This window comes from Paenibacillus sp. GYB003, from assembly GCF_036577625.1.
Taxonomy (GTDB): Bacteria; Bacillota; Bacilli; order Paenibacillales; family NBRC-103111; genus Paenibacillus_AB.
Genome location: NZ_JARBDC010000084.1, coordinates 1 through 16,200 on the forward strand (window position 1 = coordinate 1; position 16,200 = coordinate 16,200).

At 59.4% G+C, this 16,200-nt stretch carries 14 protein-coding genes and 1 pseudogene; 10 read left to right on the forward strand and 5 right to left on the reverse strand.

The window, feature by feature from the left end; genetic code table 11:
- The coding region (locus tag PV407_RS26140) for a glycosyl hydrolase family 18 protein (protein ID WP_332092941.1) at positions 1-1,246 on the reverse strand (1,246 nt) is incomplete at its 3' end.
- Between the two features lie 205 nt (positions 1,247-1,451).
- Between PV407_RS26140 and PV407_RS26145 the strand changes: the two genes are divergently transcribed.
- The 6 genes from PV407_RS26145 to PV407_RS26170 all read left to right on the forward strand — a co-directional run bounded on the left by PV407_RS26145 (position 1,452) and on the right by PV407_RS26170 (position 7,441).
- Entirely contained in the window at positions 1,452-2,864 is a 1,413-nt protein-coding gene (locus PV407_RS26145) for an ATPase domain-containing protein (protein WP_332092942.1), read from the forward strand.
- Positions 2,865-2,901: 37 nt separating this feature from the next.
- Positions 2,902-3,150 carry a hypothetical protein gene (locus PV407_RS26150; protein ID WP_332092943.1) on the forward strand — a complete coding sequence of 83 codons (249 nt, stop codon included), beginning with the start codon at positions 2,902-2,904 and terminating at the stop codon, positions 3,148-3,150.
- Positions 3,138-5,306, forward strand: a complete 2,169-nt coding sequence (locus tag PV407_RS26155) for a LuxR C-terminal-related transcriptional regulator (RefSeq protein WP_332092944.1) — start codon at positions 3,138-3,140, stop codon at positions 5,304-5,306. The genes PV407_RS26150 and PV407_RS26155 overlap by 13 nt, the downstream gene beginning before the upstream one ends.
- 614 nt (positions 5,307-5,920) lie before the next feature.
- Entirely contained in the window at positions 5,921-6,424 is a 504-nt protein-coding gene (locus PV407_RS26160; RefSeq protein WP_332092945.1) for a DUF3221 domain-containing protein, read from the forward strand.
- Positions 6,425-6,648: 224 nt separating this feature from the next.
- Positions 6,649-7,308 carry an HD-GYP domain-containing protein gene (locus PV407_RS26165; protein ID WP_332092946.1) on the forward strand — a complete coding sequence of 220 codons (660 nt, stop codon included), beginning with the start codon at positions 6,649-6,651 and terminating at the stop codon, positions 7,306-7,308.
- Positions 7,277-7,441, forward strand: coding sequence for an aspartyl-phosphate phosphatase Spo0E family protein (locus PV407_RS26170; protein ID WP_332092947.1), 165 nt, complete (start codon positions 7,277-7,279; stop codon positions 7,439-7,441). Before PV407_RS26165 ends, PV407_RS26170 begins: the two co-directional genes overlap by 32 nt.
- A 45-nt stretch (positions 7,442-7,486) precedes the next feature.
- Here the strand turns inward: PV407_RS26170 and PV407_RS26175 are convergent, their stop codons facing one another.
- Both PV407_RS26175 and PV407_RS26180 read right to left on the reverse strand, forming a co-directional pair.
- Positions 7,487-8,554 (reverse strand): alpha/beta hydrolase family protein, encoded by a 1,068-nt coding sequence (locus PV407_RS26175; RefSeq protein WP_332092948.1) that lies wholly within the window; start codon positions 8,552-8,554, stop codon positions 7,487-7,489.
- Between the two features lie 53 nt (positions 8,555-8,607).
- Positions 8,608-9,942 (reverse strand): ABC transporter substrate-binding protein, encoded by a 1,335-nt coding sequence (locus PV407_RS26180; RefSeq protein WP_332092949.1) that lies wholly within the window; start codon positions 9,940-9,942, stop codon positions 8,608-8,610.
- A gap of 473 nt (positions 9,943-10,415) precedes the next feature.
- Between PV407_RS26180 and PV407_RS26185 the strand changes: the two genes are divergently transcribed.
- The 4 genes from PV407_RS26185 (at position 10,416) to PV407_RS26200 (ending at position 14,339) form a co-directional block, all read left to right on the forward strand.
- Positions 10,416-11,828, forward strand: a complete 1,413-nt coding sequence (locus PV407_RS26185; protein WP_332092950.1) for an extracellular solute-binding protein — start codon at positions 10,416-10,418, stop codon at positions 11,826-11,828.
- A 91-nt stretch (positions 11,829-11,919) separates the two neighbouring features.
- Positions 11,920-12,618, forward strand: coding sequence for an ABC transporter ATP-binding protein (locus PV407_RS26190; RefSeq protein ID WP_332092951.1), 699 nt, complete (start codon positions 11,920-11,922; stop codon positions 12,616-12,618).
- Positions 12,619-12,631: 13 nt separating this feature from the next.
- The gene (locus tag PV407_RS26195; protein ID WP_332092952.1) at positions 12,632-13,849 is read left to right on the forward strand and encodes an ABC transporter permease; all 1,218 of its coding nucleotides are present in this window, start codon (positions 12,632-12,634) and stop codon (positions 13,847-13,849) included.
- 70 nt (positions 13,850-13,919) lie between these two features.
- Positions 13,920-14,339: a hypothetical protein gene (locus tag PV407_RS26200; protein WP_332092953.1), complete on the forward strand. Its 420-nt coding sequence runs from the start codon at positions 13,920-13,922 to the stop codon at positions 14,337-14,339.
- A 956-nt stretch (positions 14,340-15,295) separates the two neighbouring features.
- Here the strand turns inward: PV407_RS26200 and PV407_RS26205 are convergent.
- Both PV407_RS26205 and PV407_RS26210 read right to left on the reverse strand, forming a co-directional pair.
- The gene (locus PV407_RS26205; RefSeq protein ID WP_332092954.1) at positions 15,296-15,442 is read right to left on the reverse strand and encodes a hypothetical protein; all 147 of its coding nucleotides are present in this window, start codon (positions 15,440-15,442) and stop codon (positions 15,296-15,298) included.
- Positions 15,439-16,200 (reverse strand): annotated as a pseudogene (locus tag PV407_RS26210) (NAD(P)/FAD-dependent oxidoreductase); the annotation flags it as partial. The pseudogene PV407_RS26210 and the gene PV407_RS26205, both read right to left, overlap by 4 nt.

The window sequence follows — 16,200 nt, forward strand, 5'->3', positions numbered from 1 at the left end:
CGGAGCCGCCCGCGGCGGCCGTTTGCCCCGGCAGCAGCGCCCGGGTCAGGATGGCCGCCACCTGCGCCCGCGTCAGCGCGGCGTCCGGGCCGAACCGGCCCGCGGCGGTGCCGGTCATCCAGCCGTTCGCGGCGGCGTAGACGATTTCGTTTTGCGCCCAATGGCCTTCCGCGTCGTCGAAAAAGGCGCCGTTCACCCACAGCGTCATGTACGACCACGTATCGCCGTCCTCCTGCCCGAGACTCCAGCTTCCGGTTCCTTTCAGCCCGTATTTCGCGACGAGCTCCAGCTTGCGCTTCATCGACTGCTCGTTCTCGTGCCAGACGACGTACGTTCCCGGCGCAAGCGTACGGAAACCCGCGACCGGAAGCGTTCCGTCCGCGCCGACCGTGAACGTGCTGACGGCCGACGCTTCGTTCGCGTCATAGACGGTGTCGCCTTTGTAGCGGGAGACGAGGTCGACGACGGTGCGGCCGGCGATGCCGTCGCCGTTGATCGTCCCTTCCGCATTCCAATAGCGGCCGTAGAAAGGCAGGCCGAGCACGATGCGGTCCGCCGGCGCGAGCTTCAGCGCGTATTGGATCGAGCGCTCGACGAAGTCGAGGCTGGCGACCGGTCCCGGCTCCGGATCGCCGACCGACGTTTCGTCGTAAGCCATCACCATCAAGTATTCGCTGTATTTCGCCAGCTCGGCGTAATCGTAGGAGCCGAGCCATCCTTTCGTCGCACCCGTCGGATTGGCGGCGACCGCGACGGACACTTCTTTGTCCGCGGGCAGCAGCTGGCGCAGCTTTTTCACGAAGTCGGTCAAATCGTCGCGGGACGATTCCGTCACGTTCTCGATATCGACGTGCGCGCCGTCCAGGCCGTACCGGCCGACGGCTTCGGCGATTTGCGCGGCCAGCTCGTCGCGGTTCGCGAGCGCCGCCTCTCCGGCGGGACGATCCCAATGGTTGCTTACGAACGGCACGACTTTCACGCCGCGCTCGTGCATGTCCGCGATAAAGCCGGTATCGAGCTTGTCCGTCAGCTTCAAGCTTCCGTCGGACCCGAGATCGAAATAGCTCGGCGATACGACTTGAACCGCCCCGTCGGTGCGGTCGACGAATTGCACGTATTCGGACGTCTGTCCGGCGTATAAATACGACATTTGAAAGCGGGACGCTTCCGCGGTTGCGCCGGCGTTCGCCGCGAACAAGGCGGACGCCAGCAGTGCTGCTGCAAAGGAGCGTTTGATCCGATTCATCGACGAATAATTCCTTTCTTTGAAAAAAACAGGATACTTCCATTTTGCAAAATGGAACAGCACGACGACAATGCATAAATAATGTAAAAAAACGAATCGGAGGAAGCGGCGGTTCGGCATGAAAACGGTTGCGGTATCGCCGCGACGGTTGGTTGTGTGGTAAAATGAAATCCGGCAATGACAATATGACGCGCAGGTGATCGAGATGGGTACAGTTCCTACAGGCGTTCGCGGATTGGACGTATTGCTTCACGGCGGTTTCCCGCAAGGATCGACCATCGTGGTCGAAGGCGCTCCCGGAACGGGCAAAACGACACTAGGCATGCAATTTCTTTACTACGGGGCGCTCCAAGACGGGGAAGCCGGCATGTACGTCACGTTCGAGGAATTTCCGGACCAACTGTATCGCGATATGCTCGCCTTCGGCTGGGATTTGCGGAAGCTGGAGAGGGAAGGCATGCTTCGCGTTGTCAGCATGACGCCCGATGTGTTTATGGAGCAGATGATCGAACCGGGCGGGCTGGTCGAAAAGCTGATCCGCGAGCTGAACTGCAGACGGATCGTCGTCGACAGCATCAGCCTGTTCCGCTACGGCGCGGCCGGCGAGGAGGAGCACCGCCGCATGCTGTACCGGCTGCGCAACATACTCCGCAAGCTCGAGCTGACCGCGCTCTTGATCAAAGAACGGGATGCGGCGAACGACGAAACCGGAGGCTTCGAGGCTTATATCGCGGACGGCTTTATCCAGCTCGGCTTGAAGCGGCAAATGGACAAATACCGGGTGCGCACGCTCGAAGTGTTGAAAATGAGGGGCCGGCGCATTCGCGAAGGCGAGCATGTGTACCGGCTGACGGAAAACGGGATCCGGCTGATCCCGGCCCGTTCGATGATCGAGGATTTGGCGCTGCTCAACGGGCAGACGAAGGTGGCGACGGGCATCGCCGCGCTGGACGAGCTGCTGGAAGGCGGGCTTGCCGGCGGAAGCGTTTACTTGCTCGATACGAACAGCAAAGCGAACTATAAATATTTTATCGCCTCGATATTGGCCGGTCGCGTGCGGGCGGGCGAAAAAGTGCTCGCGCTGCTGTCCAGCTTTTTGACACCGGAAGATCTGGACAAAATGTTCGCGCTGCAAGGGCTGTCGATGAGCCGGCTGGCGCAGGAGGGACAAATTTATTTTATCGAGCATTATACGCGTCCGTATCCGCCCGGCTGCGAAGCGAACGTGATGGACGTAGGCACGCTGAACAACGAGGAATACCGCCGCGTCGTCGAAGAAAAAATCGGCTCGCTCGTCGCGGGAGGCGGCAGCTGGTTCGTTTATTACGATTTGAACACCGTCATTGCGGAGCGGGGCAAAGATTATGTCACGAAATATTTCGCCGCAGACTCGGCCGGCGTGAAGGCGCTCGGCATGACAATGATGGTGCTGTGCAACTTCAGCGAAATCGGGTCGGAGGTTTCCGCCTTTTTGGAGCGAACGTCCAACGGCGTCATCCGAACTTGGGTCGACGGCGCTTATCAATATATGCAAGTCGTCAAATCGCCGAACGGCGTTATTTCCGAGCCTTATGTCGTGGAGACGACGACGCGGGCTCCGTTTATGAGATTGACATGAAGACCGGCACGAAGGGCGCAGACGGGGAGGGCGGACGATGAACGAAGAAGATTTATGGCAGCTGCAAATGGAATGCACCCGGTTTTTTCAAGACAACCCTTACAGCATGGAGACGGCGGAAGGGATCTCGCTGCGGCTCGGCCGCAAGACGGAGCACCTCGACCCGGTGCTCGGCAGACTCGTCTCGCTGGCCATATTGGAGAGGACGGGCAATGGTTCGCGTTCCATTTACCGTTATATCGAACCGAGCTTCTCCGACAATCTCGAGGTGCAATGGAACAGCTGAGCCTCGTCCAAAGCTTGCAGGACCTATATGCGGAGGAAAGCGGCTTATCGGTCCTGTTGACGAACGATCGCGGGGAATGGTTAACGCGACCGTCCGGCGCGATCGCTTCGTCGAATGCGGAAACGGGTCCCATGCGGGTTCTGCTTCAATCGGTGCTTTCGGAAATGGTGCAGCGTTATGCCGCGGCCCGTAGCGCCATCGTGTGCGACGTCGCCCCGGGCGTATGGCTGTTCATGGCGCCGGTATTTCCGACGAAGCGGCAAACGTATTACTTGTGGGCGGGATGCATCGTCGACGGGAAGATCGTCTCCGGGTCGCGGCGGCCTTCGCCGTCCGGGGAACCGGACTTCCCGTGGACGAAGACGTGGTCGTCCGTTCCGCTCGTATCCGCGCCGCTTACGTCGGCTTCGCACACGGAAAAGACGGCCGCCCAAATCGGCAGGCTCGCCGCCGTCGTCGAAGGGCTGATGCGGCCGGGCTACGCGGCGCAGTCCTACTTGCGGTCGACGGAGCTGCTGCGGCGGACGGCCGTGACCGGCGGCTCGCCGGCCGAGCGGGTGAAAGGGCTTGCCGACGCCGCGGACGACATCGACTTTGCCGGCTTCGCCGCAAAGACGGAGGGGCAGCGGTTTACGATCGACGCATTCGCGGGACAAGCCGCCGGATCGATCGAGGGGCTTTCGTTTTCGCTCGGCGAAGGATTTGTCGGCCAGGTGGCGACGACCCGAAAGGCGGCGTTTTGGGACCATGCGGATCAAGACCCGCGAACGTTCGTTTTCGCCGAGCACGGCCTTCATCCGACCGCGTTTTTTTGCGTCCCCGTCATGCGCGAGCGCGAGCTGGCGGGCATTTTGTTCGGCGGGAGCGTGACGGAGCCGACCGTCGGCAAAGGAGCGACATCGCTGGCGCAAGCGTTTGCGGCCGGCTGGTCGAAGCAGCTTACGCTCGAGGCCGTCCGCATCGATCGCGATACGAATTTCACCCGGCTGTCGACGTTCGTGGAGACGTGCGGGGCGATCAATCAGGCGCAGGACGCGAAGCGGCTGTCGTATATTTTGGTGGACATGAGCCTGAATTTGGTCGAAGGCCCGTTTTGCTGCGTCGTGCTGAAGCAGTCCAGCAGCAAGGTGCAGCTGGTGTCGCGGGGACTGGGCGGACCGCAGGCCGAGCGCTATGTCAAGGAGGTTGCGGCCCGCTGGTCGCGCCGCGAAGGCGGAGCGTCGGCGCCGGCCGCCGAACTGTGCGAGGGGCCGGGCATGCCGCCCGTGCTCGAATGTCCGCTGTATTATCAAAGCGAGCTGCTCGGCGTCTGGTGCATCGCCTTGAAGGAGGCGGACCAGTACGTCCTGTACCGGGACTATATGACGATCGTCGCGCAGGCGGCGTCGTCCGTCATTTACAGGCTGTGGGACAAAGGGCGCGTCGACCGCGGCGACGTCGTGCAGCTGCTCAACCGGGCGCTCGGGTATTGGGACTCGTACGCCTGGCAGATGACGCACGAAGCGCAGGAGCTGGCTTTGGCGTTCGCGCGGTCGCTGAAGCTGTCCGACGGCGAGGTGAAGCATATCGGCGAAGCGTGCCTCATTTATCCGTACTCGCCCGCGTTTTTGGGCGACGACTTGCTGCGCAGTCCGGAGCTGATGGCGATCATTCAAGACTTTCACGCGCTGATCCGGCTGTCGGAGGAGCATAAAACGTCGGCGCAGTCGGGGGCGACCGCCACGGCGGCGCAAAGCTTCGGAACCGGCGGACAGCTGATCGCGATGATTTACGTCTACCTGCAGTTCAACCGCGACCCGGAGGCGCTCGATTCGCTGGCGGTGTCGGCCGAGCTGCGCTCGGCGTTCCGCGCGTTTTGCGATTCGAGGCAGGTGGTCGAGGCCGAGATCGAGATCGGCGAAGAAGCCGCCGCCGCGCGCGAAACGGCGGAGCCGGATTTGCCCGACATGCTGAAGGAGCTGCCGCCGCTTTCGTCGCGCGAGCAGGAGGTGCTTGGCCACGTACTGCAGGGGAAGAGCAACCGGGAGATCGCCGAACGGCTCGTCATCAGCGAGCATACCGTCAAAAACCATATGACGAACATTTTCCATAAGCTCGGCGTAACCGACCGGGCGCAAGCGATCGCTTTAGTGTACAAAGCCGGGTGGAACCGGTGAAAGGAATTGATAGAAACCCGGAGCCCGCTCCGGGTTTTGTTTTTGATGATCCGGCGGTATTCGGACGGCTGAACATGTTGACGCTATCGATGCTGCGGACGAGAGTGCGGGAGAGCGGGTCTCCTTACAGTTTTGTAAACGGAGAGGACGCCAAAGGATGTAGCGAGTAGCGCCTTTTGTTTCCGCGTCCGGTGTATCCTAATCCTGCCGGGCCGACTGGAATCGAACGAACGGGAAAACCTCCTGTTCACTCGCTCTCGTATTGGCGTCGGATCGAAATACCGGGAGAAGCTCCCGCTAAAATGGCGCTGTATCCGCGAAATGAACGGTATGGACGAATATAGCGGGACGTTTTCACGTTGTTTTGGCCGAAAACGGGAAACGACCGAAAATTAGCGGGAACATTTCCATTTCGTTTCCCGCTTCGTTTTCAAATGTCCCATATCCCCATGTTCCCATGCAGGCACCCCCGTACTATATGATTTTTACCCCACGTTCTATTCTTCGGTAAGAAGCCCTTTTACATAATCGAATCGAGCTTATTCGGCTTATGCAACCTAATTCCAAAATTTTACGTCTGTTCCTATATACGATTGCGCGAGGAGGAACGAATCATGTCGCCGACAAGGAAACGTTTGGCGCCCGTTTTGTTCGTATGCGGCCTATGCGCGATGCTGGCGGCTTGCGCCGCGGAACCGAACAAAGGCGCGGGCGGGTCGTCCGTTCCGACGCCCGCAACCGCACTCGCGCCCGAGCCCGGACCCGAGCGTGCGGCTCCCGCATCGGTTCCGACACCGGGCGCGGACATCGTTCCCGCTCAAGCTGACCGTGCGCGAATGCTGCGAAAAGGCGGATGTGCAGGGAACCGTAAAAGCGTCGACGGCAACCGGGTTCTCGTCGTGAACGAAAACAAGAAAAACGGAAACACCGACGATCCCGAAGCGACGTGGATTACGCTGACCGACGACGGTACGATCGTGTGCGCCGGAAACAAACCGGAGCGGCTTGCGTTCGATACGTTGAAGGTCGGCCAGCGGGTCGAAGCTTGGTCGACCGGTCTGAGGCTGTTGTCGTATCCGAGCCAATGCTCGGTCGTCAAAATCGCGGTGCTCGACTGACCATGCGCGCTCCGCGCCCCGAAGGTCGACCCGGCTCCGATATAGGAAGCGACTAGTCGGCGACGCTGCTCCGAATAGGAATGGAGTAGGACATGCCGAACATGGGGCCGCCGGAAAGATAAGAAGAGTCGGGGATACCTTTTTTCGTCCGAAACGACGACAATAGAGGTACAGCAGGACGAGGCTGAAGCGGATCGGCGGACGGATCGAAGGAGTGGATCATAATGGACATGGAACGTTTGGAGCTGGAAGCGGCGGTGCTGACGCGCAGCGAGCCGGAGACGGCTTTTTTGCTCAAACGGTTGAAGCGGCATCATTACCCGACTTATCGGCAAAGCTTGCTGACGGCGCATTATGCGCGGCGGTTGGCGGAGGCTCTTTCATATAGCAGCGAAGCGCGGCAAACGTTATATCGGACGGCGCTGCTGCACGATATCGGGAAGCTGCACATCGACAAAGAAACGCTGGACGGCCGGAACCGGCTTGTCGAGGGCGGATTGTGGCGGCTGCAGGAGCACCCGAAGCTGGGGGCGGCGATATTGGAGCGGATGATCGGGAGCGGAGCGGTAGACGGCGACGCGGTGCTGCATCATCACGAAAATTTGGATGGAACGGGCTTCCCGTTCGGCCTCACGTATGCGTCGATTTCGACGAACGCGCGCATTTTGCGGATAGCCGGCAACTTCACGACGATGACCGATGCGTATTCGTCGATCGGGCTTAGCCGCGAGGAAGCGCTGGAGGAGCTGTACCGGTGGAGCGACGTGCTGTTCGACGGCGAGCTGGTCGAGCTGATGAACCGGCTGCATCGCGAGCGGCGGCTGGGCGAATCGGAGAAGGAGGACGCAGGCTATGACGGTATTAAACGAAATCGAAACTCTTAAGCGGAAAATGTACATGCTGGTTGCCCGTCACGGCGATTTGAAGCACGACTGCGTCGTTCGGGTCAGCCAGCTTCTCGACAAAAAGCTGAACGAATACGAGCGGGCCAAGCAACAGGGGGAACGGGTCGGCTGAAGGGTCGGACACTCCATTCGGAACGGAAAAAGGCGATACGGCGGGTCAGGCTTTCGAGCCTGACCCGTCCGCGCGTTCCGCGGCATCTTCCATTAACCAACGGTCGAGGAACGCATAGGCCATTTCGCGTATTTCCGGCGGGAAATCGTGTTCGCCGTCGGTCATAACCGCCCGGAACCGGTCGCCGGCTCCGAGAAACCGATACAGCTCGCGAAGCTCGGCCATACATTCGCCGATCGCTTTCCAATGGGGGAAGATGCCGTCGTTTTGGCCGAAATAATGGAACGACGGCACCGGCGCCGCCAGCGCCGCGATTTCATGAAACTCGAACGGCACCTCGTACCGGCTCAAATAGGGCGTCACTTTCGGCAAATGCGTGTACCAATCGCGAACGCCCCAATGCGTCGGTCTGCTGTCGCCATAGAACGGGCTGAAGCCGCAGCTGCTGACGACCGCGCGAATTCGATCGTCCAGGCCGGCCAGAAAATAAGCGTTATACCCGCCGAACGAATGGCCGATCGCGCCGATCCGGCCGGGGTCGGCAAGCTCCAGCGAAGCGAGCAGGTCGATCCCCTGCCTATGATCGACGATGTTTTTGCCGACGGTGGACCAATCGGGATACCGGTCGTAAAACGGACCGCTGCGGAAAGCGGGCAGCCCTGCGTATATGCGTTCCCCGGCCGTCAAAGCGTCCGGAGCCAGCACGATATAGCCCCGCGAGACGAGCTCCAGCCCGTATTTTCGATTGATGCGGCCTTCCTCGGTCGCAATATCCCGCTTTCCCGTCTCGTTCGTCGGATGAAGCGCGATGACGGCGGGCCTGCGTCCGTCTTTGCCGGTACCCTTCACGCCGGCGTCGGGGATAAGGAGATAGGCGGTCACCTTGTCGCCGTAAACGGTATCGTACGCCAAATGCACCCGGGTATGATCCCGTTCCTTCGTCTCGCCCAGCGTTTTCCAGGAAACGGGGACCCGATCGGGCACGCCGCCGATCATGTCCAGCCACCGCCGCTCGATACCGTTTCGCTTGCGCCGCCAGCAGGCCGCGTCTTCCACGCCGTCGAGCAGCTTCGGAATGCCTTTCCGGTTCAGTTCATACAAGTTGTAGCCCATTTGCTGCGCTCCTCCGCTCTTCGGCTCATGGCCGTACAGTCGTCCTCCCCGGCTTATTTCGCCTTGCTTTTCTCTTTCTCCACTTCCTGCTTCAGAAGCTCGTCGGCCTTTCGGAGCGCCGAATTTACGTCCTCCTTGCCTTGCGCCGCGTCCATGAACGCATTTCTGAGCAAAGTGTCCGCGGTATTCGTATCGATGACCGTCATCCCTTTTTGACGCGCCGGACGCAGCGGGGCGAATTCGTAATAGCCGACCGCTTTCATATTTTTGCTTTTGAGAACGGCGTTGTCCTGGCCGAGAACGTTCATCATCTCTTTGTTCGAAACGGTCGGCAAAAATCCGTTGCGCGCGTCCTTCAGCTGCGTCTCGTCGCTGAGCATCTCAATCATGACCCGGAAAGCTTCGTCCTTATGCTTGCTCTGCTTCGTAATCAGCAAATAGCCCGGCGGGAAAATGCCGATTTTTTTGGGGGCTCCCTCCATGACGGGGACCGATACCATGTCCCAATTTTTCAGCATGCTCAGATCGAGATACGGGGAGAAAATGTCGGCATGCATCGCGACCGTTCCTTTTTGAAACATCGTCTGCTCCTCCGCGAGCGACGGAGCGATCCGGTTGTTCGGAATTTGATAAAACCGGATGTAGTTGTCGAATATTTTTTTCCACGTATCGATGCTGGACAGCTGGTCCTTGGCCGGGTCCAACGTGGAGAGGGAATATTCGTTATATGTTAAAAAGGTGGCGACGAACGCGGAAAGTCCGCGGTAAGTAACGCCGCCTTCCACGCGGGTCAGCTTCCGGGCCGCATCGTACGCTTCGTCCCACGTCATGCCGTCCTTCAAATAAGGCTGGCCGAACTTGTCGAACAAATCCTTGTTGTAATACAGCACCCGCGAAAAGAACGGCGACACCGGAAGACCGTACAGCTCTCCGTTTTGCGCGGTTATATTGACGAAACCGTCTATGAAGATCGGATTGAAGCGGCTCAAGTCGTAGTTGTGCTTCTTCGCCAGCTCGCGCAGGTCGTACGCCAGCCCCAAATTCAAATAGTTGGTATGCACCGTGCTGGAAATGTTGCGGATGATATCGGGAATTTCCCCGCGGGCGACGTACTCCTGAATCGTATTTCCGGGGCCGTTCGTCTGCAGCCACGTTACTTTGATATGGGGAAACTTTTTTTGCAACGTCTCTTTAAATCGAGCGTCGAACTCTTGTTCCGACACGCCGGCGGCGTGTATTTTCAGTTCGATCGGTTCGGGCGGCCGGTTCGTTGTCCCGGCAGGCTCCTGCCCGTCCTTGGAAATGGCTTCGCCTCCGCCGCAGGCGGCCAGCGTTACAAGGAGCGGCAAACTTGCCCAACTGCGGAGGGATCGTTTGTTCGTGGTCACGCGGATCGACCTTCCTTTTCGAATTGTTTGGGCGATCGCCGATGTCGGTGTCGGCGACGGCGACGGCTGCTGTAAAAACGCTTTCAAGTCCTCCTTTCGAATACCGCATCGACTGCGGTTTTTCCTTCTCCTGCGTTCGCGAGAGTTGTTTGGTCGTTGTGTTGATATGTAACTGATATTTATACTGCATGATTGGAATATATGTTAAAAATCAGATGTTGTCAACTTGTAAATTTTCGGGCCGGATGGGCGAAACGAACAAACAATAAATAAGCAAAAACAGTTCGGTCCAAACACGAGGCTGCACATCGTCTAGCGTATTCGATTCGAAAGTTTTTTAGTTCAAGGTCTTCTTATATTTATCTGATATGTAAATAGGATGCGAGTTTGATCTTGTCCATTACAGTCGTTTGACAAGCCTATATCGATTTACTATGATCAATAATCATAGCGCTTAAGAGGTAGGTACTCGTATGGAACGACGGCCGAGCCGCAAGCTATTTCGCCACCGGTTGGACGAAATGGTCACATCGATTCGCAACAGCATCATTACCGGAACGTTGGAGCCGGATCGCTATTTGCCTTCGGAGAAGCAATTGGCGGAGCAATACGGACTGAGCGTCCAATCCGTACGCAAAGGGCTGGATCTGCTCGTCGGCGAACAATTGATCGTCAAAATTCCGAAGGTCGGAAGCAAAGTCGTCGATCCCGCGGAGAAGGGCGCCGTCACGGTCCGTCTCGGATATCCGCCCACGCTCCCCGACGACGCGGACATTCACCGGCTCATCGCCATGTTTCATCGGGAACACCCGAATATTCGCGTTCAAGCGGTTCCTCTGGGGGACGTTTCGTACGAGCACTGTAAACCGTATCTCGACAGCGGCATGCTGGACGCCATTATTATGAACTACAACGGGTACCTCCAATTTGCCGAGAACGGCGGCTTGGACGATCTCGATTGTTTGGAACGGCGGGATGACCTATACCCGTTTTTGTCCGACGCTTTTACGGATAACGGCCGGCTCCGGGTGCAGCCGTTCGTTTTCTCGCCTCTTGTGCTTTGCTACAATCGCGCTCATTTTGCGCAGCAAAACCTTCAGGAGCCGAACAGCAGCTGGAGCTGGAAAAGATTGATCGAATGCGCCTCCGCGCTGGATATTCCGAACGAACGGGTCGGTTTCCGCTGCTACTTCTCGACCCCGAACCGCGCCAGCATTTTGCTCATGCAGCGGGGCCAATCGTTCGAGCGCAGCGAGGACGGCCGTTTGAAGCTTGCCGGCACTTCCATGATGGAAGCGATCCGGTACAGCCGTCAAATTTACGAGCATATCCCGTCTCTGCCGAACAGCCTCATGGACTGGGAGACGCAAAAAATTCAAATGTTTCGTCAAGGGAAGCTTTCCATCGCCATTCTCAGCTATTTCAAGCTGAACGATTTGCGGGATTCCGACATCGACTACGACATCGCTCCGGTTCCGCATTTCGGCCATGCCCTTACGGCGCTGATCCTTATCGGGTTCGCCGTATATCGGCATTCCAAAAACAAGGAGGCGGCCAAAAAGCTGGTCGATTTCATGGTTTCGGCCAAGGCGCAGCTGGCGATCCGGCAAAACACATGCAGCCTGCCCGCTCGGGTGACGGCCGCGGAATGGTCCGGGCCCGACGGCGGGGGGATTAACCGCCCCTCGCGCTTTTCGCTGTTCCGCGAAATCATACCGAGCTACCGATTGTTTACGGACTTAAACGTCGGGGAAAGCGAGTATCGTGCGTTGTTCGACGAGCTGCGGCTGTATTGGGCCGGTTTGGAGGATGAGGAAACGTTCGTCGGGCGGGTCGAAGGCATTCCTCCCGCGGCGCCGAAAGCGGCCGCGGGCGCCGCAAGGTAGCCGCCACGGCGAAAGGGGGAGCCCGACGATATATCGGTACGTCGGGCCTTTTTATTTATGTACGTTTCCGGGAGGGGAAGGGGCGACGCTCATGGAACTGCTGCGGGTTCGGATCGAACGGGCCGGCTACGAGGAACGGGACGATGTCGTCAAGGACGTCGGTTTCGCGCTTGAAGCCGGACGGCTCGTCGGGCTGATCGGTCCGAACGGAGCCGGCAAAAGCACGACGATCAAGGCGATTCTCGGGTTGATCAAGCTGACGAAAGGAGAGGTGAGCTTTTGCGGGCCGGAAGGCACGTACGCTTACATTCCCGAGCACCCGATCTTGTACGAGGAGCTTACGCTGTGGGAGCATCTGGAGCTGGCGGCCGCGGCATACGGGCTGACGGAGGAACGGTTCCGGAAGCGGGCGGAAGAGCTTCTCGCCCGGTTCAGGCTCGGCGACGTGCGCGACCATCTGACGACCTCGTTCTCGAAAGGGATGCAGCAGAAGGTGATGCTCGTCATCGGCTTTTTGACCAAGCCGGACGTATATATTGTGGACGAGCCGTTCATCGGGCTCGATCCGAAGGCGACGAAGGAGCTGCTCGACACGCTGAACGAAGAGAGGCGGCGCGGGGCGGCGATTTTGATGTCCACGCACGTGCTCGATACCGCCGAGCGCATATGCGACTCGTTCGTGCTGCTGAACGGCGGGGAGACGGTAGCCCAGGGCGACCTGGAGCATATTCGGCGGCAGTGCGGGAAGCCGGGAGCGACCTTGTTCGAGTGCTTCCATACATTGACGTGAACGGAGGGCGGGCATGATCGACGCAAACCGGCTGTTCGCGCGAAGGCTGCGATCGGAGTGGCGGTTTCAATACCGGGTATGGAAAATGGCCGTCGACTGGACGGTGGCGCTGTATATCGTCATCCCGGCGGTCGCGGTCGCGGTTTACCACTACGTGTCGTGGTGGCGGGACATGCCCGCGTGGGGCGCGGCGGTACCGGTCGAGGCATGGCTGGGCGCGCTGTATGTGCTGTCCGGCTTCGGCGCGCTCCGCCTGTTCGTCGAGGAAGCGGATCAGCTGTTTCTGATCCGGAACGAGGCGTGGATGAGCCGGCTGCTGCGGCTGGGTACGGCATATTCGCTGACGGTTCGGGCGCTTTCGGCGGCCTTGGCGGCCGGCTTGGCCGCGCCGTTCCTCGTGCGTGCGCACGGCTGCGACGGGCCGCAGCTGGCGGTGGCGGCGGCGCTGGCGATGGCGGCGGGGACGCATCGGCTGCTCGCCGACCGGATCGTCGCGCTGCGCCTTCCGCGGCTGGCCGGATCGCTCGCGAACGGCGCCGCGTTCGTCGTCCTGGGAGCGCTGTTCGTCGTCGCGGCGCGGCCTGCGGCCGGTCCGCTGTGGGGCATCGCGCTGACGGCGCTTCTGGTCGGCTCCACCGTCGTTTTGGCCCGGGTGCGGCTGCGAATGACGGGCACCTTTTACCGGGATGCGGCATACGAAGCGGAGCAGCGGATGAAATTCGCCGCCCTGCTGCTCGCCCAGGTCGTGCCGAAGCCGGCCAAGCTGCGGAAGCGGGCGAAGCCGCTCGTGTTCCGACGTTCGCAGCGGTTGTTCCGAAGGCGGACGCCCGACCGCGTGCTGGCGGAGACGATCGTCAAGTCGTTTTTCCGCAGCGGCACCCAGATGAAGATGTATGCGCAGCTGACGACGGCGTTCGGCTTCGGCCTGCTGCTGATGCCGGTTGCCGCCAAATGGCTGTTCTGGTCGGGCGTGTCGCTGCTGCTCGCTTACTGGGTCCGGATGTACGGCAAAGAGGTGACGGCGTCTTCGTTCGTCAAGCTGTTTCCGTGGCGGGACGAAGACCGGCGCACGGCGATCGGCCGGGCGACGCCCTGGATATTCGTCCCGGCCTACGTCACGGCCGGATTCGCGCTCGGCTGGACGGCTTACGGGCTTTGGGCGGGGCTGCTGCTCATACCGGCGGGCTGGGCGCTCGGCTACTTGACCGGAAAGCTCATGAACGGATGGTAGCGTATAAGGAAGCGCTGGCAGGAATATCCTAAAGGCTGTACCCGAATACGCACACGAAAGAGGGACGTTCATGAGCGAAGCACCGATCTATTTCGAATTTCCGGATACGCCGGCCAGGAAGATGGCGCTCGATACGCTGAAGGAGCTCGGCTACCACGCGCACGGGACGGAGCTCGGCGGCAAGCCGGGCGTTCAGGTGTTCATCGATTCGAACGACCTGACGTCGGCGCTCGAAATCGCCCAGGCGAGCGGCGGGCTGCTGGTCGAAACGGAGGACGCGGACGCCGAACCGGAATCGTACAGACTGGCGTACGACCTCGACGCCGTGCCGATTCCGGCCCATATCGTGGGCGCAGATTGGCCCGAGTCGTATTATACCGAAGGCGGCGATGCGACGACCGACGCCCGGGGCGAAGCCGACGCCGGAGACGCTCCGTTCGACCCGTCGGGCGACGATTACGACCATTTTTCGGCGGGCGTGCGGCTTTGAATGACCAAGGCCTTAGAGGAGAAGCGCGGTTTGCCCGCGCAAACGGGAGCGCCCAAATCGGCGCTCCTTTTTGATATGAATCCCCTGCAGTTTTTGGAAACGGAAAGAACGCCAAAGCGGGGAGCGAGTTGCGCCTTTCATTTCCGTGTCCGGGCGTATCCCGACCTGCGGGCAGCTGGAATCGAACGAACGGGAAAACCTCCGGTTCACTCGCTTTCCTAGTGGCATCGTTTTCGAAATACCGGGAGACGCTCCTGTTAAAATGGCGCCGTTTCGGCGAAAAGCACGGTATGGACGAAGGTATCGGGATGTTTTCCCGTTGTTTTGCCCGGAAGCGGGGAACGGCCGAAATTAGCGGGGGCATTTCCAGCTCGTTTCCCGCTCCGCTGCCGTTTCGGTGTTTGCATAGAAAAAGCTTCCGTTTTGACGGTCTTTTCATTGGGATCGCGCGGCAACCGGGATCGTGTCGCCGGTGGAACGAATCGTAGTATGCTTATCGTGGTAAAAACGATCATTTTTTCAGGCTAACGAATCCGGACATCGCTATCCAGCCCAAAATGGAAGAAAACGATCCGATTTGCCGGAAATAGCGATACTGGGGTTCGTAAACAAATTCAAACCCCCGTATTCAGCTCCGTTAACGATTGCTCGGTTCGTAAGCCGTATGTCCGAAAACCGGAAGAAGCGAATGGAAGTCGAAATCGGCTCGCAGGAGCTCGGAGGGGGAGGGGCACTATTGCGGAACGATCACGGGGCGGCTTTTGTCGCGTGTTTTTGCCGCCAAACCTCAAAGACAACAAGACTTCAACCGGCGGCTGAGACCAATCCCCATTAAAGCGTTATAGCAAAGCGCGGCATTCTTTACCAAGAACAAGCTACCGTTGAAACACGAACGTATCTCATCGAAAAGTCTTCGAACCGGAGTTTTTCTTGTACGACGTTAATCGTTCGACGCCTTAACAAATACGTACTTTTGCTGGAGTTCCGATGAGCAGAGTTAACGCCGCGACGGCTTCGGCCTGAACGCAGCCGGCGCATGAAAAACGGCGGCCGGCATCCCCCTCGATAACGAGAAATTGCCTGCCGCCGATTTTCGTTTTCAATCGACCGATTGCGCCTCTTCCGCGGCATGCAGCCCGGCCGTATATCCGGTCGAGAAGGCCGCCGTTATGTTGTAGCCCCCCGTGTACCCGTGAACGTCCAACACTTCGCCGCAAAAAAACAAGCCCGGCATCAGCTTCGACTGCATCGTCTTCGGATCGATTTCCTTCAGCCGGACGCCGCCACCGGTAACGAACGCTTCCTCGATCGACAGCGTGCCGTCCGCGCGCAGCGGGAACGCTTTGGCGAGCCGGGCCAGCTCCGCCCATGGCTGCTTCGGGATGTTGTCGTACGTAATGTCTTCCGGGACGCCCGCCTTCTTCAGCAGCAGCGGTATCATTTTTTCCGGAAAAACGGATTTCAGCACGTTTTTCACCGCTTTGCGCGGCTGCTCGCGGGCGAGCTTCATCGTTTCGGCGAAAATGTCGTCCGCCGTGCGGTCCGGAAACAGGTCGATCGTCAGAAGCACGGTGCGTTCTCCGGTCGCGCGCAGCTGCTTGACGACGAACTGGCTGCAGCGCAGCGCGGCGGGGCCGGATATGCCGAAATGGGTAAAAATCATGTCGCCTTCGTGCTCGATCGTCTTTTTGCCTTTTTCGTTCCATACCGCGAGATGAATGGCGCGCAAGCTGAGCCCTTGCAGCTCCCGGCTGCGGATGAACGCGTCCGAGGACGTGATCGGCACTTCGGTCGGGTACAGCTCCGTAATCGTATGCCCCGCTTCCTCGGCCCAGGCGTAGCCGTCCCCGGTCGAAGCTGT

Excerpts from the sequence above, each read along its gene's own strand:
- PV407_RS26145 (WP_332092942.1), top strand. The coding sequence starts at position 1,452 with ATGGGTACAGTTCCTACAGGCGTTCGCGGATTGGACGTATTGCTTCAC.
- PV407_RS26150 (WP_332092943.1), top strand. The coding sequence starts at position 2,902 with ATGAACGAAGAAGATTTATGGCAGCTGCAAATGGAATGCACCCGGTTT.
- PV407_RS26155 (WP_332092944.1), top strand. The coding sequence starts at position 3,138 with ATGGAACAGCTGAGCCTCGTCCAAAGCTTGCAGGACCTATATGCGGAG.
- PV407_RS26160 (WP_332092945.1), top strand. The coding sequence starts at position 5,921 with ATGTCGCCGACAAGGAAACGTTTGGCGCCCGTTTTGTTCGTATGCGGC.
- PV407_RS26165 (WP_332092946.1), top strand. The coding sequence starts at position 6,649 with ATGGACATGGAACGTTTGGAGCTGGAAGCGGCGGTGCTGACGCGCAGC.
- PV407_RS26170 (WP_332092947.1), top strand. The coding sequence starts at position 7,277 with ATGACGGTATTAAACGAAATCGAAACTCTTAAGCGGAAAATGTACATG.
- PV407_RS26175 (WP_332092948.1), bottom strand. The coding sequence starts at position 8,554 with ATGGGCTACAACTTGTATGAACTGAACCGGAAAGGCATTCCGAAGCTG.
- PV407_RS26185 (WP_332092950.1), top strand. The coding sequence starts at position 10,416 with ATGGAACGACGGCCGAGCCGCAAGCTATTTCGCCACCGGTTGGACGAA.
- PV407_RS26190 (WP_332092951.1), top strand. The coding sequence starts at position 11,920 with ATGGAACTGCTGCGGGTTCGGATCGAACGGGCCGGCTACGAGGAACGG.
- PV407_RS26195 (WP_332092952.1), top strand. The coding sequence starts at position 12,632 with ATGATCGACGCAAACCGGCTGTTCGCGCGAAGGCTGCGATCGGAGTGG.
- PV407_RS26200 (WP_332092953.1), top strand. The coding sequence starts at position 13,920 with ATGAGCGAAGCACCGATCTATTTCGAATTTCCGGATACGCCGGCCAGG.